The organism is Thiomonas sp. X19 (assembly GCF_900089495.1).
Taxonomy (GTDB): domain Bacteria; phylum Pseudomonadota; class Gammaproteobacteria; order Burkholderiales; family Burkholderiaceae_C; genus Thiomonas_A.
Window position 1 is genome coordinate 435,578 of the sequence record NZ_LT605203.1, and the last position, 17,199, is coordinate 452,776.

Below are 17,199 nucleotides of genomic sequence, written 5' to 3' on the forward strand. Positions count from 1 at the left end.
TCAGCGGGCAACCGCGCCGAAAAAGGCGTCCCAGGCGGTTTTGGCAATGAGGAGCGCAACGATGGCCAAAAACATCCAGCGGACGAAGTGCGTGCCACGGCGCATCGCCAAGCGCGTGCCCAAAACACTGCCAGTGATATTGCTCACGGCAATGAGTGCCGCGTAAGGCCACATCACATGGCCCTTGGCGGCGAACAGGATGAGCGCGGCAAGATTGCAGGCGACGTTGACAACTTTGGCGCTGGCGGTGGCGTGAAGAAAGTCATAGCCAAAACCACGCACGAACAGGAACACCAGAAAATTCCCCGTTCCCGGCCCGAAAAATCCATCATAAAAACCAATGACGCCGCCGCCAATCACCGCAAGAACCGTCTCGGTACGCCCTGTCAGGTGCGGTTTGTGATGATGCCCCAGATCCTTGCGCCAGAAGGTGTAGACCAGGACGATGGTGAGGATGAAAGGCAGTGCCTTGCGAAAATCGCCCGATTCAACATGCGATATGGCGAGCGCGCCGAAGAAGGATCCGACGAAGGCAGCCAGGGCGGCCGGCAAAACCGTGCTCCAGGGGATACGAACCCGCCGCAGGAAAGACAGCATGGCTGCGGAAGTCCCCCAGATGGCCCCGCCCTTGTTGGTGCCGAACAAGGTTGCCGGTGGCGTGGTGGGGAAAGCCGAAAACAGCGCCGGGACCAGAATCAGCCCGCCGCCGCCCACAATGGAATCCACAAAGCCGGCGGCCAGCGCGGCAAGAGCCAGGGTCAACAGGCCATAGTCCATAGGCGGGAGACGGAGGATTGCATGACGGGTGCATGAGGACGCACCGCCGTGGTGCGAAAAAGAAAAGGCGCCTGAACCGCTGGTTCGGGCGCCCGTTTCAGCATATGGCCGCTGATGGCTTGGGGATTTTGCGGTGGACCGCTACCCCTATGGGCTGTCTCCTCAGTGCTCCCCTTGTGTCATTTGACGCGTGAGCATTGCGAATACGCAAGATTATTGAGGCATACAAGCAAAGGCGCACGCGGGAAAACCCGAGCTATTTTGCTGCATTGCAGCAAGACTGGGCTGCCGTTCGGCTCAGTGTCCCAGGCCGGGGAATAGCTTGAGCAAGCCGTCGCTCATCATTTCCACCGAGAGCGCTGCCAGAATCAAACCCATGAGCCGCGTCATCACGTTGATTCCGGTCTTGCCCAGTGCCCTGGCAATGGGTTGGGCCGCACGAAACGCCAGCGCGCAAGCCAGGGCGATGATCACGCCGTAGGCCACCAGCACGAACTGGTCGGTCCAGTGATGCGCCTTATTGGCATAGATGATGACCGTGCTGATGGTGGCCGGGCCGGTGAGCAGGGGGATGGTCAGCGGCACGACGGCGACGCTGTCGCTGGCAACGGCTTCATCCACCTCTTCCGGCGTGGATTTGACGGCGCCCGGATGGGCATTGAGCATGCTGAAGGCCGAGACCAGCAGCAGCATGCCACCGCCAACTTGAAAAGATGCCAGCGAGATGCCGAAGAAATGCAGCAGATCGATGCCGATGAGTGCGCTGACGGCAATGACCATAAAAGCGGAGAACGCGCTGATGAGAATGGTGCGCTGGCGCTGCGCCGACGTGAAGTTTTCAGTGAAGGCGATGAAAAATGGAATCACGCCCAGAGGGTTGACGATGGCCAGCAGCGCCACCAACGGTTTGATGAGATTCATGGCGTGGGGTATGGATGCGCAGCCACAAGCGTAGTGCCTGGCGGGCGCTGCAGGAAGCGCCTGGCCGAAGTTGCCCGACAAGGCCCTGGCCCGACCGACACCGCGCACGCGGCGCCCGGGGCGCGACCTTGCGGCCTTGGAGTGGAGGCAAAGACGCGCCACGCCACAATAGGACGTGGCCAAGTCGACGTCACTGCACGAAGCCGATGCGTCCTCGCTTGCTGGCCTGGTGCGGCGTCAAATCCTGCGCCAGCACCTCGCGACGCCCGGCGAGCTTGGCGGCGCCGAAGGCGCCGGTGATGAGGCGACGCATTTCGCGTGGCTTGCATTTTGTCAGCAAGTCGAGCGCGCCAGGACTCAGGGTTTCCGGGAAGGCGGCGCCCCAGTCATGGCTGTTGCGGATGCTGCTGTACAGGCGCTCGGCGATGCTGCGCAGCCCGGCTTCGTCAGGCGGGTCGATTTCATAGACATTGAGCCGGTTGAGCAGGGGCTCGGGAATGCCGGCGGCGTCATTGGCGGTGGCCACCCAGACCACGGCGCTGCAGTCGATCGGCACTTCGGCGAATTCGTCGGTGAAGTGCTGCGCCGTGTCGAATTCCAGCAGGCTGTAGAGCGCACCCAGCGGATCGTACTGCGCCCCGCCCGCGGCCTTGTCGATCTCGTCGATGACCACCACCGGGTTGGCGAAATCGCCCTGCACCAGGGTCTCGAACACCTTGCCGGGACGCGCGCCTTTCCACTGCGAGGACGAGCCCGACAGAATCCACCCGGCGGTGAGCGCATTCATGGGCGCGAGTGCCCAGGTGGTGCCCAACAGCTGGGCGACGCGGCGCGCGAAATGGGTTTTGCCGATGCCCGGTTCGCCCAGCAGCAGCATGGGCGTGACCTCGATGGCGTCGCGGCTGTTGGCTGCGAGCGCGACGGAGCGGCAGATGTCTTCCAGCGGCTCAGTGAAGTTGGGCAGTTCGTGATGCAGCGTGTCCCTATCGGGTAGCTCGGCCGGCTTGATCGCCAGGCGCTGGCCGCCAGCCTCGATCATGCGCGCATAGGTGTGGCGCAACTGTTCATGCGCCTCGGGCGGCAGGCCTTTGAGCTTGCGCTCGACCTCGTCCACCGCATAAACCGACTTGTAGGCAGCCACGGCAATCATGATGCACCTCCTCGGCAAACACAGAGCCCATGCAAGGCCATGCACCAATCATGCCAGACCGAGACCACCAAGCAAGTCTGCTCGCCGTGGCCGAGGGCCAATGGCGTGAACTTTTGCACACTTTGGCCCAAACATGTATGCGGGGCTGGCCCTAGATTTCGATCTGCGTGCCCAGTTCCACCACGCGGTTGGGCGGGATGCGGAAGTAGTCGGAAGCTTCCTGCGCGTTGCGGCTCATCCACGAGAACAGCACTTCGCGCCACAGCACCATGCCTGGAATCTTGGACGGAACGATGGTCTGGCGGGCGAGGAAGAACGAGGTTTCCATCAGGTGGAATTCCAGCCCGAAGAGGCGTTCGCAGTCTTTCAGCAGGCGCTGAATGTCAGGCTCGTCCTTGAAGCCGAAGTCCACATGCAGCAGGTAGATGCCCTCCTCCATCGGCGTGAGCTCAATGGCTTGCTCGGGTGGCACATGCGGCACATCGGCGGCCTGCGCCGACAGGAAGAACACGCGCTCATGCAGCACCTTGTTGTGCTTGAGGTTGTGCAGCAGCGCATGCGGCACGGTGTTGACATCGGGCGTGAGATAGATGGCCGTGCCTTCCACCCGCGTGGGCGGGTAGGTGGACAGGCTGTGGACGAAGTCCTTCAGGTTCAGCGCATGTTCCTGCAACTGCCGCTTGAGCAAGGTGCGGCCGCGCTTCCAGGTGGACAGCATGACGTAAACCGACGCGCCGAACACCAGCGGGAACCAGCCGCCGTGGTCGATTTTCAGCGAGTTGGAAGCCAGGAACAGCAACTCCACCAGCGCCAGCGGAGCGAACACGACATTGGCGCGCCGAGAGCTCCACGCCCAGCGCTTGGGCGCCACCATCCACAGGAACACGGTGGTGGTGAGCATGGTGATGTTCACGGCGATGCCGTAGGCGGCCGCCAGGTTGTCGGAGCTGCGGAAGGTCAGCACCAGAATCACCACGAAGATGAGCATCATCCAGTTGATGAAGGGCACATAGATTTGCCCCTGATTGCTGGCGTTGGTGAACAGCACTTTCATGCGCGGCAGATAGCCGAGTTTGATGGCCTGGGTGGTCATGGAATAGGCGCCCGAGATCACCGCCTGCGAGGCAATGACCGTGGCCATGGCCGCCAGGATGACCAGCGGCCACAGCGCCCAGTCGGGCGCCAGGTAGAAGAACGGGTTCTTCACCGTTTCGGGCCGTGCCAGCACCAGCGCGCCCTGGCCGAAGTAGTTCAGCAACAAGCCTGGCATCACCACGCCCAGCCAGGCCCAGCGGATGGGTTCGCGGCCAAAATGACCCATGTCGGCGTACAGCGCCTCGCCGCCGGTGAGGGTGAGGAACACCGCGCCCAGCAGGAACAATGCCAGCCCCGGTTCGCGGATGAACATATCCATGCCCCACCAGGGGTTGAGCGCCAGCAGCACGGCGGGGTTTTGCACGATTTGAAGCAAGCCCAGCACGCCCAGCACGCCGAACCACACCACCATGACCGGCCCGAAGTAGGAGCCCACCAGCGCGGTGCCGCGCTTTTGCACCAGGAACAGGCCAATGAGAATGAGCACGGTGATGGGCACCACGGCATCCTGCAGCAGCGGCGTGGCCACTGCCGTGCCCTCGATGGCCGAGAGCACCGAGATGGCCGGGGTGATGATGCTGTCGCCATAGAACATCGACGCGCCGATCAGGCCCAGCGCCACGGCGATGGTGCGGCCGCGGGTGCGCGGCGCATAGCGCCGCATGACCAAGGCCATCAGCGCCAGGATGCCGCCTTCGCCGTTGTTGTCGGCGCGCAGCGCCAGCATGACGTACTTGACGGTGACGATGATGGTCAGCGCCCAGAAAATGAGTGACAACACGCCGTAGATGTTGGGGATGCTGTAGCCCAGGTCGTGCGCCGGGTTGAAGGCTTCTTTGAAGGCGTACAGCGGACTCGTGCCGATGTCGCCATACACCACCCCCAAGGCGCCCAGACTGAGGGCGGTCATCGATCCCTTGTGTTGTGTTTCGGTGTTTTGCATGGTTTGCGCGCCGCAGGCGACTGCTCACACTGCGTGCCCGAATGAAGGGACTGCCATCTTAGGACTGTTTTGCGCTGCAGCATCGCTCGCATTCCCCCTGTTGCCAGGGCGCCACCGACACTCTTTTTTGCGCCACATCAAAACCACGCCGTCGGCGTGCCGCCATCATCCAATCCATGATGCCCGCCAATCTCGATTTCCAGCCCGAGCTGATCCGCCGCTTCGACGTGGCCGGTCCGCGCTACACCTCCTACCCCACGGCCGACCGTTTTCGCCCGGATTTCAGCGCGGCCGATTACGCCGCTTCGCTGCGCGAACGCGGCTGCGATACGGTCACGCCGCTGTCGCTCTACGTGCACATCCCGTTTTGCGAAACCCTGTGCTACTACTGCGGCTGCAACAAGATTCCCACCAAAAACCATGCGCGCAGCAGCCCCTACCTCGACCAGGTCGGGCAGGAAATGGGCTTGGTGGCCGGCCTGCTGGGCGCGCGTTTGCCCGTGACGCAATTGCACTGGGGGGGCGGCACGCCCACCTTCTTGTCGGACGCCGAGGCCGAGCGCCTGATGGACATGACGCGGCGCCACTTCGACCTGCAACCCGGCGGCGAATACTCCATCGAAATCGATCCGCGCAAGGTCAGTGCCACGCGCGTGGCGCATCTTGCGGCGCTGGGCTTCAACCGCATGAGCGTGGGCATCCAGGACTTCGACCCCGCCGTGCAACAGGCGGTCAACCGCATTCAGAGTTTCGAGGAAACCCGGGACGTCATCGTCGCCGCGCGCGCCAACGGTTTTGCGTCGATCAGCGTCGACCTGATCTACGGCTTGCCCAGGCAGAACGCCTTCAACTTCGCCGCCACGCTGGAGCAAGTCATCACGTTGCGGCCCGACCGCGTCGCGCTCTACAGCTACGCCCATCTGCCCCAGCGCTTCACCCCGCAGCGCCGCATCCACGCCGCCGACCTGCCCGAGCCGCAAGCCAAGCTCGTGCTGCTGGGCCTGGCCATCCGCCGTCTGGCGCATGCCGGTTACGTCTATGTCGGCATGGACCATTTCGCCCTGCCCGACGACGAACTCGCCCGCGCGCAGCAGCAGGGCAAGCTCCAGCGCAATTTCCAGGGCTATTCCACCCAGGCCGATCTGGACTTGCTGGCCTTTGGCGTCTCGGGCATCTCCAAGCTCGGGCGTCAGTACATCCAAAGCGTCAAGACCTTGGAGGCCTATGGCGCGGCGCTCGCCGCCGGCGAGCTGCCGGTGGAGCGCGGCCTCAGCTTGAGCGCCGACGACCTGTTGCGCCGCGACGCCATCCAACGCCTGATGTGCGATTTCGCCCTCGACCTGCAGGCCTTGGCGCAGCGCCACGGCGTGGACGATGCCGCGAGCTATTTCTCTGCCGACCTGCGGCGCCTGCAGCCGCTGGAGCAAGCCGGCTTGCTCCAGCGCGAGGGGCTCAAGCTGCGGGTCACGCCGCAAGGCCGGCTGCTGGTGCGCATCATCGCCATGCAGTTCGATCATCACCTGCACGACGCTGCCGCCCTGTTGCAGGCACCACGCTATTCGCGGGTGATTTGACGCCGTCGCGCCGTCGCGCCGCCGGTCAAGCCGCCTGCGCGCGCGAGCCGAAGCGAGTGTGCAATGCCGCGCGCAGGCTCGCATCCAGGGCTGGCAGGCGAGCCCGCACGGCGGCACAGCGCTCATCCGCTGGCGTGCGCCGGGCTGCGGCCCACACCGGCTGCGGCCAATGCGCGTCCCAGCCCCAGCGGGCGATCACATGCCAGTGCAGGTGCGGCACGACGTTGCCCAGGCTGGCGAGGTTGATCTTGTCGGGCGTCAGATGCGTGCGCAGGCCCTGCTCCACCAGCGCCAGCGCGTCCATGCAGGTGCTGCGCTGCAACGGGGTCAGGTCGGTGAATTCGCGGGCATGGTGTTGCCAGACCAGACGGTAAAAAGCCGGGTGCAGCGCATCGTCAGCGCGGATCAGCCGCATCCAGTCGCCGCTCCACACCAGCAAGCCGCCGGGCTCGGTGCAAAGCGGGCACCCTGGCGTCAAAGCGTCTGCGACCGGCCCCTGCGCCACGGTCGGCTTATTCGTAGAAATCACCGCCGCCCTGGCCCGGGGCCAGATGCGCCTGGCCGGGTTGCAGCCGGGTCATCGCCACGACATCGCCCACATAGGTGATGGGTCCGGTGGGTTGCCCGGTGGGCGAGCCACCGGCGGGCTCGACGCTGATGGCGAAGCCCTTGGCCTGGGACAGGGCCAGCAGCGCCGGTGCGGGTAGTTGCAGCGTGTCGGAGGAGCGGAGCTGCACCAGGCCCACGGCTTGAGGCTTGCCTTGCTTGGGCAGCATCCACAGTTCGAACGACTTGTTGCCGGGCGTGGCCACCGGACCCACCGCCGTGAGCACGAGGCGGCTGCCGTGCACGGTGAGCACGGCGCTGTGACCCTCGGGGCCCTTGAGCACGGCGGCCATTTGCGCCGCCGATGGTGCTCCCGGGCCGGGTTGCTGCAGCAGCATGACCAGCGACACCATGAGCGAGGCCGTCAGCACGCCGAAGCCCAGCGTCAGGCCCATCCAGGTGCGTTTGGCCCAGCCCTTTTCGAACCGCTGCGACACGGGTGTGCCGGTGCCAGGTTGAACGCGGGCAAGTATGCCGTCCCAGGCACGTTCCGGCGGTTTCTGGCGGAGCAGACCGTCGTCGAGCCGCTGGCGCCAAGTCCGCAGGGCTTGCGCCAGCGTGGGTTCGGTTTGCAGCAGCGCCTCGAAGCGCCGCCGCGCGGCCGGGCTCATGCCGCCGGTGAGGTAATCGCTCGCCAGCCGGTTGCAGAGTTCGGGTTGGTGGTAGCGCGTCATGACCCGGCGCCCTCCCCGAGGCATGCGCGCAGGGCGAGGATGGCGCGGCGAAGAATGGTCTTGACGGTGCCCAGGGCCATGCCGCTGAGCTTGGCAAGTTCGCCATGCGACATGCCCATCACATACGAGTGGGTCAACAATTCGCGCTGCCGCGGTTTGAGTTCATCGAAGCAACGCTCGAGCGAGCCATGCGACATGCTGCGCTCCAGCAACTGCTCCGGCCCGGGCGCGGCGTCGGCCGGGTCCAGCGGCACTTCCATGGCGTCGAGGCTCTCCACGGGTTCGCGCCCTTTGGCGCGCAGCTTGTCGAGGCAGGTGTTGCGCACCACGGTGGCCAGCCAGGCTTCGGCCGCACCTTGCGTCGGGCGGTAGCTGGCGGCTTGATGCCAGATCTTCACATAAGCATCCTGCAAAGCGTCCTCGGCTTGCGCCGGATCGCGCAACAGGCGCAGGCAGATGGCCCAGCCGCGGCGGCGTGTGGCTTCGTACAGCGCGGCGAAAGCCTGCTGGTCGGCCAGCGCGGTGTAAGCCAGGAGTTTTTCCAGATCGGGCATTGGAGAAGGTCGGGTGGTGTGGGCCGGCGCAGCACACCAGAGCGGAACAAGCGCATCCGCCACCGCGCCTCAAGCCGCAGCTGCAACAGGCCCGATGGCCGCGGCAGCCGCCCCGGCGCGGGGGCGTTGCCGCATCTTAATGGGAGGGCTTGCGCTTGCGCAGCCGGACTGAAACCAGTCATGACGAATCCAGTGAAAGCGTGGGCTTGCGATTGACCGGGGTCAGTCCAGTGTTCCATCAGGCGATGAACGCCGCCGGAACCGGATTCTCGCCCAGGGCGTTGAGCAGAATGGCCCAGTGCATGGTTTCGTCACCCATGATGCTGGCGGCAGCCTTGGCCAGGCCGCGGTTGTGGAACTGCGGAACCGTGCCGAGATAGGCGCTGGCGGCGCCCTTTTCCAGCCCGGCGGCAAAGCGCAACACGTCGGCCTGGTTCTTCAGCTTGTCGGTCGGAAAGTTGTAGGCCGCTGGTTTCATCGACATCACCGGCGTGCCGCCGAGCTTGTTGATCGTGCTTTCCAGCACGCCGGCGTGCGCCTTGTGCTGGCCCTGGAATTCCACCGCCACAGCCAAGACCGGCTTTTGCAGCAGGCCCGATTCGGCGCCCACCTGATAGGCGGCGATCGCCTGGTATTCCAGGCCCAGAGCGACGTTCAGCATCTTGATGTCATCTTCGTTGGACATCGACGCGGCGAAGCTGCGGGCCGGCAACGCCAGGCCGCTGGCAGCGGTGAGGCCGGCGACGAACAGGCCGCCTTTCTTGAACCAGGTGCGGCGGTCGAGTGCGGGAGAATCCATACGGGCGTTGGTATCCATGATCATGTCCTTGGCAAAGTGGTTGAACGAACAGGCCGTGCCGATGCGCGACCTTGCAAACCACTACGCCGAGATACGGAACTTGGATTCATGCTGCCCCATCGGCAGCTCTTAAGTTTCACCGAGCTTTGAACTCGCGGAGTTGATGGTTCCATGACTTCGAGGTGTGCATGCCCTCGGGGGCAAGGCTCCCTTACCGAAGGTCGATCATTGCAAATTCGAACTGGCTTTTCATTGAATTTTTAGCGAATGCCGGGCGCTATATCACTCTGTCGCTGGCAAATTTTGTCAAGGTCTCATGTTTTCTTGGCATCAACTGCTGTGTAATGGTGTTGCTTGATGGCGTCGGTAAAGCGCATGCGGGTGTGGCTGGCACGCTCGATCAGACCTACATGGCGTTGAACGTCGACCCCCGGCAACGTGATCACACGCAGCGAGCGATCGGTTGCCCAGTTGACGTTGGCCAGGCGCGGAACGATCGAGACGCCGAAGCCTTGGCGCACGATTTCTATCATCGCCTCGACCGAATTCAACTCCATCTCGTCCGACGTCGATACGTTGCAGCGGTGCAAAACCTCGTTCACCAGATGGCCGGTCCATGTGTGTCGGTCGAAGCGAATGAAGGGTGCTTGGCGAAGCATGTCCAGCGGTTCGTCTGGCAATTTGAACTGCGCGCGGCGCGGAACGATCAGCACCATGGCCTCGGTGTACAGGGGTGTCCAGCGTAGGCTGGAAGCCAGCGGGCGGGGCGACTTCGTCACCACCGCGGCGTCGAGTTCGCCGCGTTCGACGCGATCCGCGAAATCGCTTGAAAGGCCGGCCAAGATCTTGACCTTCAACCGAGGATGCTGCCGCTTGACTGCGCGCAGCGCATCGGCAAACGCTCCCATCAGCGCCGAGATCAACGCGCCGACGACGACAGTGCCCGACAACGCATCTTGGTCGGTCTCGGCGACCAGGGAGTCGTAGAGCAGCACCAGTTGCTCGATGTGAGGCGCCATGGCCCGGCCCGCCGTGTTCAGCACGACCGAGCGCGGGCCGCGGTCAAACAGCGCCTGCTCAAGGCTTTGCTCAAGCGCTCGCATCTGCAATCCGACCGCGGCCGGGGTCAGGCCGACTTCCCTGCCTGCCGCGGTAAAGCTGCCATGACGAACGACGGCCAGAAAAGTCTTGAAGCTGCGGATCGAGGACATAAGGCGGTTGCTTCGGATTGGTTTGACGTTGCGCAGTTGCCGTGGCTTTGGCGGCAGAAGCGGCTTTCACGAGCATCCATCCGCAATACTAAAGTTTTTCTTGTCCTCAACGAAACAAAGGTTCGCTTTTCTTTTTTAAGGGGGCTGGCCACAATAGTCATATTGAGACGCAGTCGCCCCATCGCTCGAACCCCATGGCGGACAAAAATTCCCACCTTCATGTATCGATCTGGCGTGGCAAGGAACAAGGCAGTTTCGCCAGCTACGACGTCCCGAGACTGGAAAGCCAGACCGTGCTCGACGTCGTCACCTATATTCAGCGCCAGCTCGACCCCAGCCTGAGTTATCGCTACGCCTGCCGCGTGGGCATGTGCGGCTCGTGCGCGATGAACGTCAACGGCGTGGCGCGCTGGACCTGCCGCACACATGTGGCCAAGGTCGAACGCAACGGGGCGCTGGAGATCGCCCCGTTGTCGAATTTGCCGGTGATCAAGGATCTGGTCACCGACATGCGGGAATTTTTCGACAAATGGGCACGCTCGATGGGCCGTTTCCAGGGCAGCAGGACCCGCTCCGACGCGTTCGCGCGTGTCGATCCTGCCAGTCGCGAGCGCCGTGCCGCCGATGCCGGCATCGAGTGCATCGGCTGCGGTGTGTGCTACGCATCGTGCGACGTGGTCGGCTGGCGACCCGAGTTCCTGGGGCCGGCGGCGCTGAACCGTGCCTGGACCCTGGTGAACGACGTCCGCGACGTACTGCGTGACGAGCGGGTGCAGGCGACCTCTGGCGACAGCGGCTGCCACGCTTGCCACACCCAGGGCTCGTGCACCCAGCGCTGCCCGAAATCGATCGCGCCGACCGCCGGCATCGCCGGGCTCAAGCGCCTCGCGCTGGGCGGCAGCTTCCTGGGCCGGCGATGAACACGCGCATGCAGGTGCGGCTGTGGCTGTGGCAGCGCATCAGCGCCGCGGTGCTGGCGCCGCTGGTGCTGATCCACCTGGGCACCATCATCTACGCGGTGCACGCGGGTCTGAGCGCGGCCGCCATCCTCGGGCGACTGCACGACAACGCGTGGTTCGGCGGCTTCTACGCGCTGTTCGTGCTGGCCTGCGCGGCGCACGTGCCCGTCGGCATGGCCCGCATCGCCGAGGAATGGCTGGCGTGGCGCGGCGCGAAGGCCATGCTGCTGGGCGGGGCTTTCGGCCTGCTGGTGCTGGTGGCCGGGCTGCGCGCGGTCTACGGCGTGGTGCTGTCATGAAGCGCCGCAACGACTTTCGGGCCCGCAACCACCCGGCGTACTGGGCCTTCTGGCTGCACCGGGTCTCGGGCCTGCTGCTGGCGCTGTTCCTGCCGCTGCATTTCTGGGCCCTGGGCCAGGCGCTGCACGGCGCGGCCTCGCTGCAGGGTTTCCTGCGCCTGGCCGACCAGCCGCTGTTCCGCTTCGCCGAGTGGGGTCTGGTGATGCTGCTGGCGCTGCACATGACCGGCGGCATCCGCCTGCTGCTCATCGAGTTCGCCCCGTGGTCCGGCCTGCGTCAGGACTGGATCGCGGTGGCGCTGGGCGCGGCGGCCGCCGCGGGCATGGCCTTCGCGCTGGCCCTGCTCGGTTGAGCGCGCCCAAGCAGACCTGTCGAGGAAATCCGGCATGAACATCGACCTGCAAGCCATCGAGGACACGGCGCGCGAGCTTTACATCCGCGCGCTCAAGGTGCTGCCGCCCGACATCAAACAAGGCTTTGGGCGACTCGTCGGCAGCGAAAGCGTGCCGCGCGCGCAAGGCGTGCTCAGGACCATGGTGACGAACATTGAGGTCGCTGAGCGCACCGACAACTTGCTGTGCCAGGATACAGGGGTACCGATCTACAACCTGCGCATCGGCAGCGGTGTCGAGTTCGATGGTCATGCGCTGAAGGCGGCGATCCGGCGTGGCTGCGAGCGGGCCACGCGCGAGTACCCGTTGCGTTCGTCGGTGGTGCATCCGCTGACACGCCGCAACGAGCACACCTCCTGCGGCATCGAGGTGCCGGTGATCCACATCGATTTCGTCGATACGACGGACTTTCTTGACATCGAGATGATCCCGAAGGGCAGCGGCTCGGAAAACAACTCATTCCTGAAAATGGCGATCCCCGCGGAGGGCCTCGACGCCATCAAGACCTTCGTCGTCGACTGCGTGATCGCCGCCGGTGGCAAGACATGTCCGCCGACCATCGTTGGCGTCGGCCTGGGCGGCACGTCGGATCTGTGCGTCGCGCTGGCCAAGCGCGCTGCCACGCGGCCGCTCGGTACCCGCTGCGACGACGTCGACGGCGCACTTCTCGAGGATGAGCTGTCGCACGCGGTCAACCAGCTCGGGGTCGGACCGCAGGGACTCGGGGGCGACTCCACCGCCTTTGCCGTGCACATCGAACTGGCGGCCACGCACATCACGATGAACCCGGTCGCCGTGAACATGCAGTGCCATTCCGCACGCCGCGCCCGCGCCAGCTTCACCCCGGCCGGCGTTCACTACGGATTCTGACCATGGCCCACCACGCACTGAACACCCCGGTCAGCGAGGCGCAGGTACGCGCGCTGCACGCGGGCGACACGGTGACCCTGCAGTCCACGCTGTTCGGCATCCGCGATGCGACCCAGATCCACATGTTCGACCGCGGGCGCGCGACCCGCTTCGATCTGCGTGGGCACGCCGTGATCCACACCGCGCCGAACGTGCGCCGGGTCGCGGCGAGCCCCGAGTTCCCGGCGGGGTACGCGCCGGTGTGCGTTGGCACGACGACCTCGGACCGCATGGAACGCTTCACCTGGCCGCTGATGCAGCAGTATGGCGTGCGCATGATCGTCGGCAAAGGCGGCCTGCGCGCCGACTCGCTCGAGGCCTTCGCCAAACTTGGCGGCGTGTATCTGGCCATCGTCGGCGGCACGGCGGCCCTGGAGAGCACCTGGATCGAGCAGATCGAGGACGTCGACCTCGACGACCTGAACCCGGAATCGCTGTGGAAATTCCGCATCCGTGATTTCGGGCCGCTGCTCGTGGCGATGGACAGTCACGGCAACAGCCTGTACGACGACGTGAAGCACGACGTGCAGGAACGCCGCGCCCGCGTGCTGGCCGAGCTCGGCGTGAGAACGGCGTGAGGCCAGCGCGCACATGGACTTGAAGCGGATCGACATCGATATCCTGATCCTCGGCTCGGGTGGCGCCGGGCTGTTCGCAGCGCTGCACGCGCACCAAGCCGACCCTCGACTGTCGATCACGGTCGCGGTCAAGGGCCTGCTGGGCAAGTGTGGCTGCACCCGCATGGTGCAGGGCGGCTACAACGTTGCCCTCGCCGAGGGCGACTCGGTCGAGCGGCACTTCATGGACACCATCGAGGGAGGCAAGTGGCTGTCCAACCAGGATCTGGCCTGGACCCTGGTGACCAAGGCGGTGGAGCGCATCCACGAGCTTGAAAACGAACTCGGCTGCTTTTTCGACCGCAACCCGGACGGCACCGTGCACCAGAAGGCCTTTGCCGGGCAGACCTTCGACCGCACGGTGCACAAGGGCGACCTGACCGGGATCGAGATCATCAATCGCCTGGCCGAGCAGGTCTGGGCGCGCGGCATCGACCGGCTCGAGGAGCACCGCGCCATCGAACTCGTGCGCACGCCCGACGGCAGGGCGCTGGCTGGCGTGCTGATGATCGACATGCGCAGCGGCGGGTTCGTGTTCGTGCGCGCCGGCGCGGTGCTGCTGGCCACCGGCGGCGGGCCGACCATGTACAAGTTCAACACGCCGTCGGGCGACAAGAGCTGCGACGGCCTGGCCATGGCGCTGCGCGCCGGGCTGGCGCTGCGCGACATGGAGATGGTGCAGTTTCACCCCACCGGACTGCTGGCGGGCGCGCACACGCGCATGACAGGTACCGTGCTCGAGGAGGGGCTGCGTGGCGCCGGAGGCTGGCTGCTCAACGGCCGGGGCGAGCGCTTCATGCACAACTACGACCCGCGCGGCGAGCGCGCCACGCGCGACATCGTGTCGCGCGGCATCTTCGCCGAGATGCGTGCCGGGCGCACCTCGCCCAACGGCGGCGTGTACATCCAGATGTCCCACCTCGGCGCGGACAAGGTCAGGCAGCAGTTCAAGGGCATGGTCGAGCGCTGTGCCGACTGCGGTTTCGACTTGGCGGGCGGCAAGGTCGAGGTCGTTCCCACCGCGCACTACATGATGGGTGGCGTGGTGTTCCGCCCCGACTGCAGCACCGAACTGCACGGGTTGTTCGCCGCCGGCGAGGACACCGGCGGGGTGCATGGCGCCAACCGCCTGGGCGGCAACGGCGTGGCCAATTCGACGGTCTTCGGCGGCATCGCCGGCGAAACCATGGCGCTGTGGGTACGCGGCAACCCGGGTCGCCGCGAGCCGGATCTGGGGGCGATCCGGCGCAGCATCGCCGCGCACGAAACCCCGTTTACGCAAAAGCCAGGTGATCTCAATGCGATTCGCGAGGCGCTATACGGCTGCATGTGGGAAGACGTCGGCATGCTGCGCGACGCGAGCGGACTGGCGCGGGCCCAGGCCCGGCTGGCCGAACTGGAAGGCGAACTGGCCGCGGTCGGCGTGGCTGACGGCGAGCGTGCCTACAACCTGAGCTGGCACGACTGGCTGAACCTGCGCAACCTGATCGCGGTCAGCCGCGTGATTGCTGCGGCGGCAGCCAGCCGGGAGAATTCGCGCGGCGCGCATTTTCGCGAGGACTTTCCGGATGCCGGCGAACTCGCCACGTCGACCTACAGCGTCGTGCGCCAGGATGGCGAGCGCGTTGCCGTGTCGCACGACACCGTGGTGTTCTCCCGCGTCCAACCCGGGCAGACCATCCTGGTTGACATCGGCCCGGCGCAGGCGAAGTTGGCCGCGGCGTGATCCCGGCAACCCGGGACGCCATGACGCCGGCACTGGACTTTCTAGGTTGCGCGATCGACGCCGCACCCGGCCTGTTGAGCGCGCGCAGACTGTTTGCCGGGATTGGCTTGGCTAGAGGTTGTGCCAGATCAGACTCGTGCCGCCGGCGATCAGGATCGCCCATACTGCCTGCACGATCCGATGTGCCGGCAGCTTGCGGCTCAGGTGGCTGCCCAGGTACAGACCACCCATCACGACGGGCAGCAGGGCGAGCGCAAGTTGCAGCACATGCGGCTGTTTGTACAGTCCCACCGATGTGAAAAGGACGAGTCGCGTGAGGCCGCTGAAGAAAATCAGGGCGCTGATCGTCGCACGCAGGGCGCGCACGTCGGGCAGGCGGCGCGCCAGGTAGGCAACGTAGATGGGACCGCCCGTTCCGAACAGCGCCGTGAACAAGCCGCCGAGCAAGGCCAATGGTGCTGCCCACGCCACCGAAATTGGCCGCTGCTGCACCCGGAACACCAGGCTCCATGCCGCGTAGGCCAGAATGAAGCAGCCCAGCGTGATGAGCAGCGGTCTTTGCGGCGCGCGCACAAGCAGCGTGACGCCGATCAGCATGCCGGCGACCATGAACGGAATGATGCGCAGCAACTCGTCGCGCGCCACGGCGCTGTGGTTGCGCAGTCCCAGCACGATGCCGGCGCTGAGGTCGAAGATCAGCATCATCGGCACCACCGATCGCAGCGGCAGGAAATGCGTCAGCAGCGGTACCGCGGTGATCGACGAGCCGAAGCCGGTCAGACCGTAGATGGTGTAGGCCAGCGCGATGATCAGGGTCGCGCTGAGCAGCGTGACCCACGGAAACGGCAGATCGATCACCATGCGCGCGCTGCCGTGGGTGGCAAGCCGAGCTTGGCCGGGCTCTCGTTGCGGTGCCGCCGGGGCATGGCCCCTCGCCTTGCGGGCCTGGGCAGCGGCCGCTTCACCCGCGTGCCAGCGCCTGCAGCTGCTCGTACAGGGGCACGGCGACCTCGATGCCGTCCGCGCGCGCCTTCTCGGCCAGTTCGAAACGGCGCTGTCCCGGTAGCCTGACCTCGGGGTCCTGGCACATCGCCGCGACCAGGGTTTCCAGCCGTTCGTCGAACACGTCGCTGCCGGCGAGCGCGCCCGGGTCGATGACCATGAAGGCCTGGCCGATGCGCGGCCGGTTGCCGGCGTCCGTGAAAAACGAATCGGCCTCGAAGCCAAACGACGCGCCGGTCAGTGCGCAACACAGCAGCTCGACGACCAGCGCCAGCATCGCCCCCTTGACCCCGCCGGCCGGCAGCATCGAGCCCTCGAGTCCGGCCTTCGGGTCGGTGGTTGGCCGACCCTCGCGGTCAACTGCCCAGCCCAGCGGAATGCTGCGCCCCTCCTTGGCCGCCACCATCAGTTTGCCGCGAGCGACCTCGGACAGTGACAGGTCGATGACCAACGGCGCCGCCTTGCGGCGCGGAAACACCGCCGCGATCGGGTTGGTGCCGAACAGCGCACGCTTGCCGCCCCAGGCTGGCATCGCCGCTGGCGAGTTGCCGAAGGCCAGCCCGACCATGCCGGCGCTGCTGACCGGGCCCAGGTGTTCGGCGGCGACGCCGAAGTGGTGGCTGCGCGTGACCCCGGCGAAAGCCGCGCCGCAGAGCCGCGCGCGGGCGATGGCCTCGCGCACCGCCAGCGCACAGGCGGGAAACGCCAGGCCGTCGTCGGCGTCGACAAGGCAGGCTGCGCTCTTGGCATGAATCACTTTCGGCACGGCGATGCCGTTGACGCGGCCGTTGCGCAGATGCGCGGTGTACTGCGCCACGCGCGACAGGCCGTGCGACGGCAGCCCCTGGGACTCGGCCGCAACCAGCGCCTGGGCGGTGGACTGTGCCATGGGTGGCGAGGCCCCGGCTCGGCGCAAGGCGCTGGCGACGAGATCGGTCAGAGCGGACAGCGCGATGTGAGGCATGGGTGAGTGGTTTGAGATGGCGGCTG

General features: G+C 65.7%; 18 protein-coding genes. 7 read left to right on the forward strand and 11 right to left on the reverse strand.

All coding sequences use genetic code 11. The features are described 5' to 3' along the window. The 4 genes from THIX_RS02150 to THIX_RS02165 all read right to left on the reverse strand — a co-directional run bounded on the left by THIX_RS02150 (position 1) and on the right by THIX_RS02165 (position 4,886). On the reverse strand, positions 1-777 hold the full coding sequence (locus THIX_RS02150; protein WP_112484644.1) for a TSUP family transporter: 777 nt from the start codon (positions 775-777) through the stop codon (positions 1-3). Positions 778-1,074: 297 nt separating this feature from the next. Further along, on the reverse strand, positions 1,075-1,698 hold the full coding sequence (locus tag THIX_RS02155; protein ID WP_112484645.1) for a MarC family protein: 624 nt from the start codon (positions 1,696-1,698) through the stop codon (positions 1,075-1,077). A 190-nt stretch (positions 1,699-1,888) separates the two neighbouring features. After that, a complete protein-coding gene (locus THIX_RS02160; RefSeq protein WP_112484646.1) occupies positions 1,889-2,848 on the reverse strand; it encodes an AAA family ATPase in 960 nt (319 codons plus the stop codon). A gap of 151 nt (positions 2,849-2,999) precedes the next feature. Then, entirely contained in the window at positions 3,000-4,886 is a 1,887-nt protein-coding gene (locus THIX_RS02165; protein WP_233224348.1) for a potassium transporter Kup, read from the reverse strand. 176 nt (positions 4,887-5,062) lie between these two features. Between THIX_RS02165 and hemN the strand changes: the two genes are divergently transcribed. Then, complete coding sequence (gene hemN / locus THIX_RS02170) at positions 5,063-6,460, forward strand: oxygen-independent coproporphyrinogen III oxidase (RefSeq protein ID WP_112484648.1); 1,398 nt, start codon at positions 5,063-5,065, stop codon at positions 6,458-6,460. A gap of 25 nt (positions 6,461-6,485) precedes the next feature. Here the strand turns inward: hemN and THIX_RS02175 are convergent, their stop codons facing one another. The 5 genes from THIX_RS02175 to THIX_RS02195 form a co-directional block, all read right to left on the reverse strand. Further along, positions 6,486-6,875 (reverse strand): HIT family protein, encoded by a 390-nt coding sequence (locus tag THIX_RS02175; RefSeq protein ID WP_112488081.1) that lies wholly within the window; start codon positions 6,873-6,875, stop codon positions 6,486-6,488. 97 nt (positions 6,876-6,972) lie between these two features. Beyond that, the gene (locus THIX_RS02180; protein ID WP_158540780.1) at positions 6,973-7,740 is read right to left on the reverse strand and encodes an anti-sigma factor domain-containing protein; all 768 of its coding nucleotides are present in this window, start codon (positions 7,738-7,740) and stop codon (positions 6,973-6,975) included. Continuing rightward, entirely contained in the window at positions 7,737-8,294 is a 558-nt protein-coding gene (locus THIX_RS02185; RefSeq protein ID WP_112484650.1) for an RNA polymerase sigma factor, read from the reverse strand. Before THIX_RS02185 ends, THIX_RS02180 begins: the two co-directional genes overlap by 4 nt. 238 nt (positions 8,295-8,532) lie before the next feature. Then, on the reverse strand, positions 8,533-9,111 hold the full coding sequence (locus tag THIX_RS02190; RefSeq protein WP_112488082.1) for a ferritin-like domain-containing protein: 579 nt from the start codon (positions 9,109-9,111) through the stop codon (positions 8,533-8,535). A gap of 296 nt (positions 9,112-9,407) precedes the next feature. Beyond that, the gene (locus THIX_RS02195) at positions 9,408-10,304 is read right to left on the reverse strand and encodes a LysR family transcriptional regulator (RefSeq protein WP_112484651.1); all 897 of its coding nucleotides are present in this window, start codon (positions 10,302-10,304) and stop codon (positions 9,408-9,410) included. A 194-nt stretch (positions 10,305-10,498) separates the two neighbouring features. Between THIX_RS02195 and THIX_RS02200 the strand changes: the two genes are divergently transcribed. Genes THIX_RS02200 through THIX_RS02225 form a run of 6 tightly spaced genes read left to right on the forward strand, consistent with a single transcriptional unit; the run spans position 10,499 to position 15,207 of the window. After that, entirely contained in the window at positions 10,499-11,224 is a 726-nt protein-coding gene (locus THIX_RS02200; protein ID WP_112484652.1) for a succinate dehydrogenase/fumarate reductase iron-sulfur subunit, read from the forward strand. Then, positions 11,221-11,562, forward strand: coding sequence for a succinate dehydrogenase (locus THIX_RS02205; RefSeq protein WP_112484653.1), 342 nt, complete (start codon positions 11,221-11,223; stop codon positions 11,560-11,562). The genes THIX_RS02200 and THIX_RS02205 overlap by 4 nt, the downstream gene beginning before the upstream one ends. Further along, the gene (gene sdhC / locus THIX_RS02210; protein WP_112484654.1) at positions 11,559-11,915 is read left to right on the forward strand and encodes a succinate dehydrogenase, cytochrome b556 subunit; all 357 of its coding nucleotides are present in this window, start codon (positions 11,559-11,561) and stop codon (positions 11,913-11,915) included. Before THIX_RS02205 ends, sdhC begins: the two co-directional genes overlap by 4 nt. Before the next feature lie 34 nt (positions 11,916-11,949). Further along, a complete protein-coding gene (locus THIX_RS02215) occupies positions 11,950-12,825 on the forward strand; it encodes a fumarate hydratase (RefSeq protein WP_112484655.1) in 876 nt (291 codons plus the stop codon). 2 nt (positions 12,826-12,827) lie between these two features. Beyond that, positions 12,828-13,442 (forward strand): fumarate hydratase C-terminal domain-containing protein, encoded by a 615-nt coding sequence (locus tag THIX_RS02220; RefSeq protein WP_112484656.1) that lies wholly within the window; start codon positions 12,828-12,830, stop codon positions 13,440-13,442. A gap of 13 nt (positions 13,443-13,455) precedes the next feature. Further along, positions 13,456-15,207: an L-aspartate oxidase gene (locus THIX_RS02225; protein WP_112484657.1), complete on the forward strand. Its 1,752-nt coding sequence runs from the start codon at positions 13,456-13,458 to the stop codon at positions 15,205-15,207. A 111-nt stretch (positions 15,208-15,318) separates the two neighbouring features. Here the strand turns inward: THIX_RS02225 and THIX_RS02230 are convergent, their stop codons facing one another. After that, on the reverse strand, positions 15,319-16,068 hold the full coding sequence (locus THIX_RS02230) for a sulfite exporter TauE/SafE family protein (RefSeq protein ID WP_112484658.1): 750 nt from the start codon (positions 16,066-16,068) through the stop codon (positions 15,319-15,321). A gap of 100 nt (positions 16,069-16,168) precedes the next feature. Continuing rightward, positions 16,169-17,173, reverse strand: coding sequence for an Ldh family oxidoreductase (locus tag THIX_RS02235; RefSeq protein ID WP_112484659.1), 1,005 nt, complete (start codon positions 17,171-17,173; stop codon positions 16,169-16,171). Between the last annotated feature and the right edge of the window lie 26 nt (positions 17,174-17,199).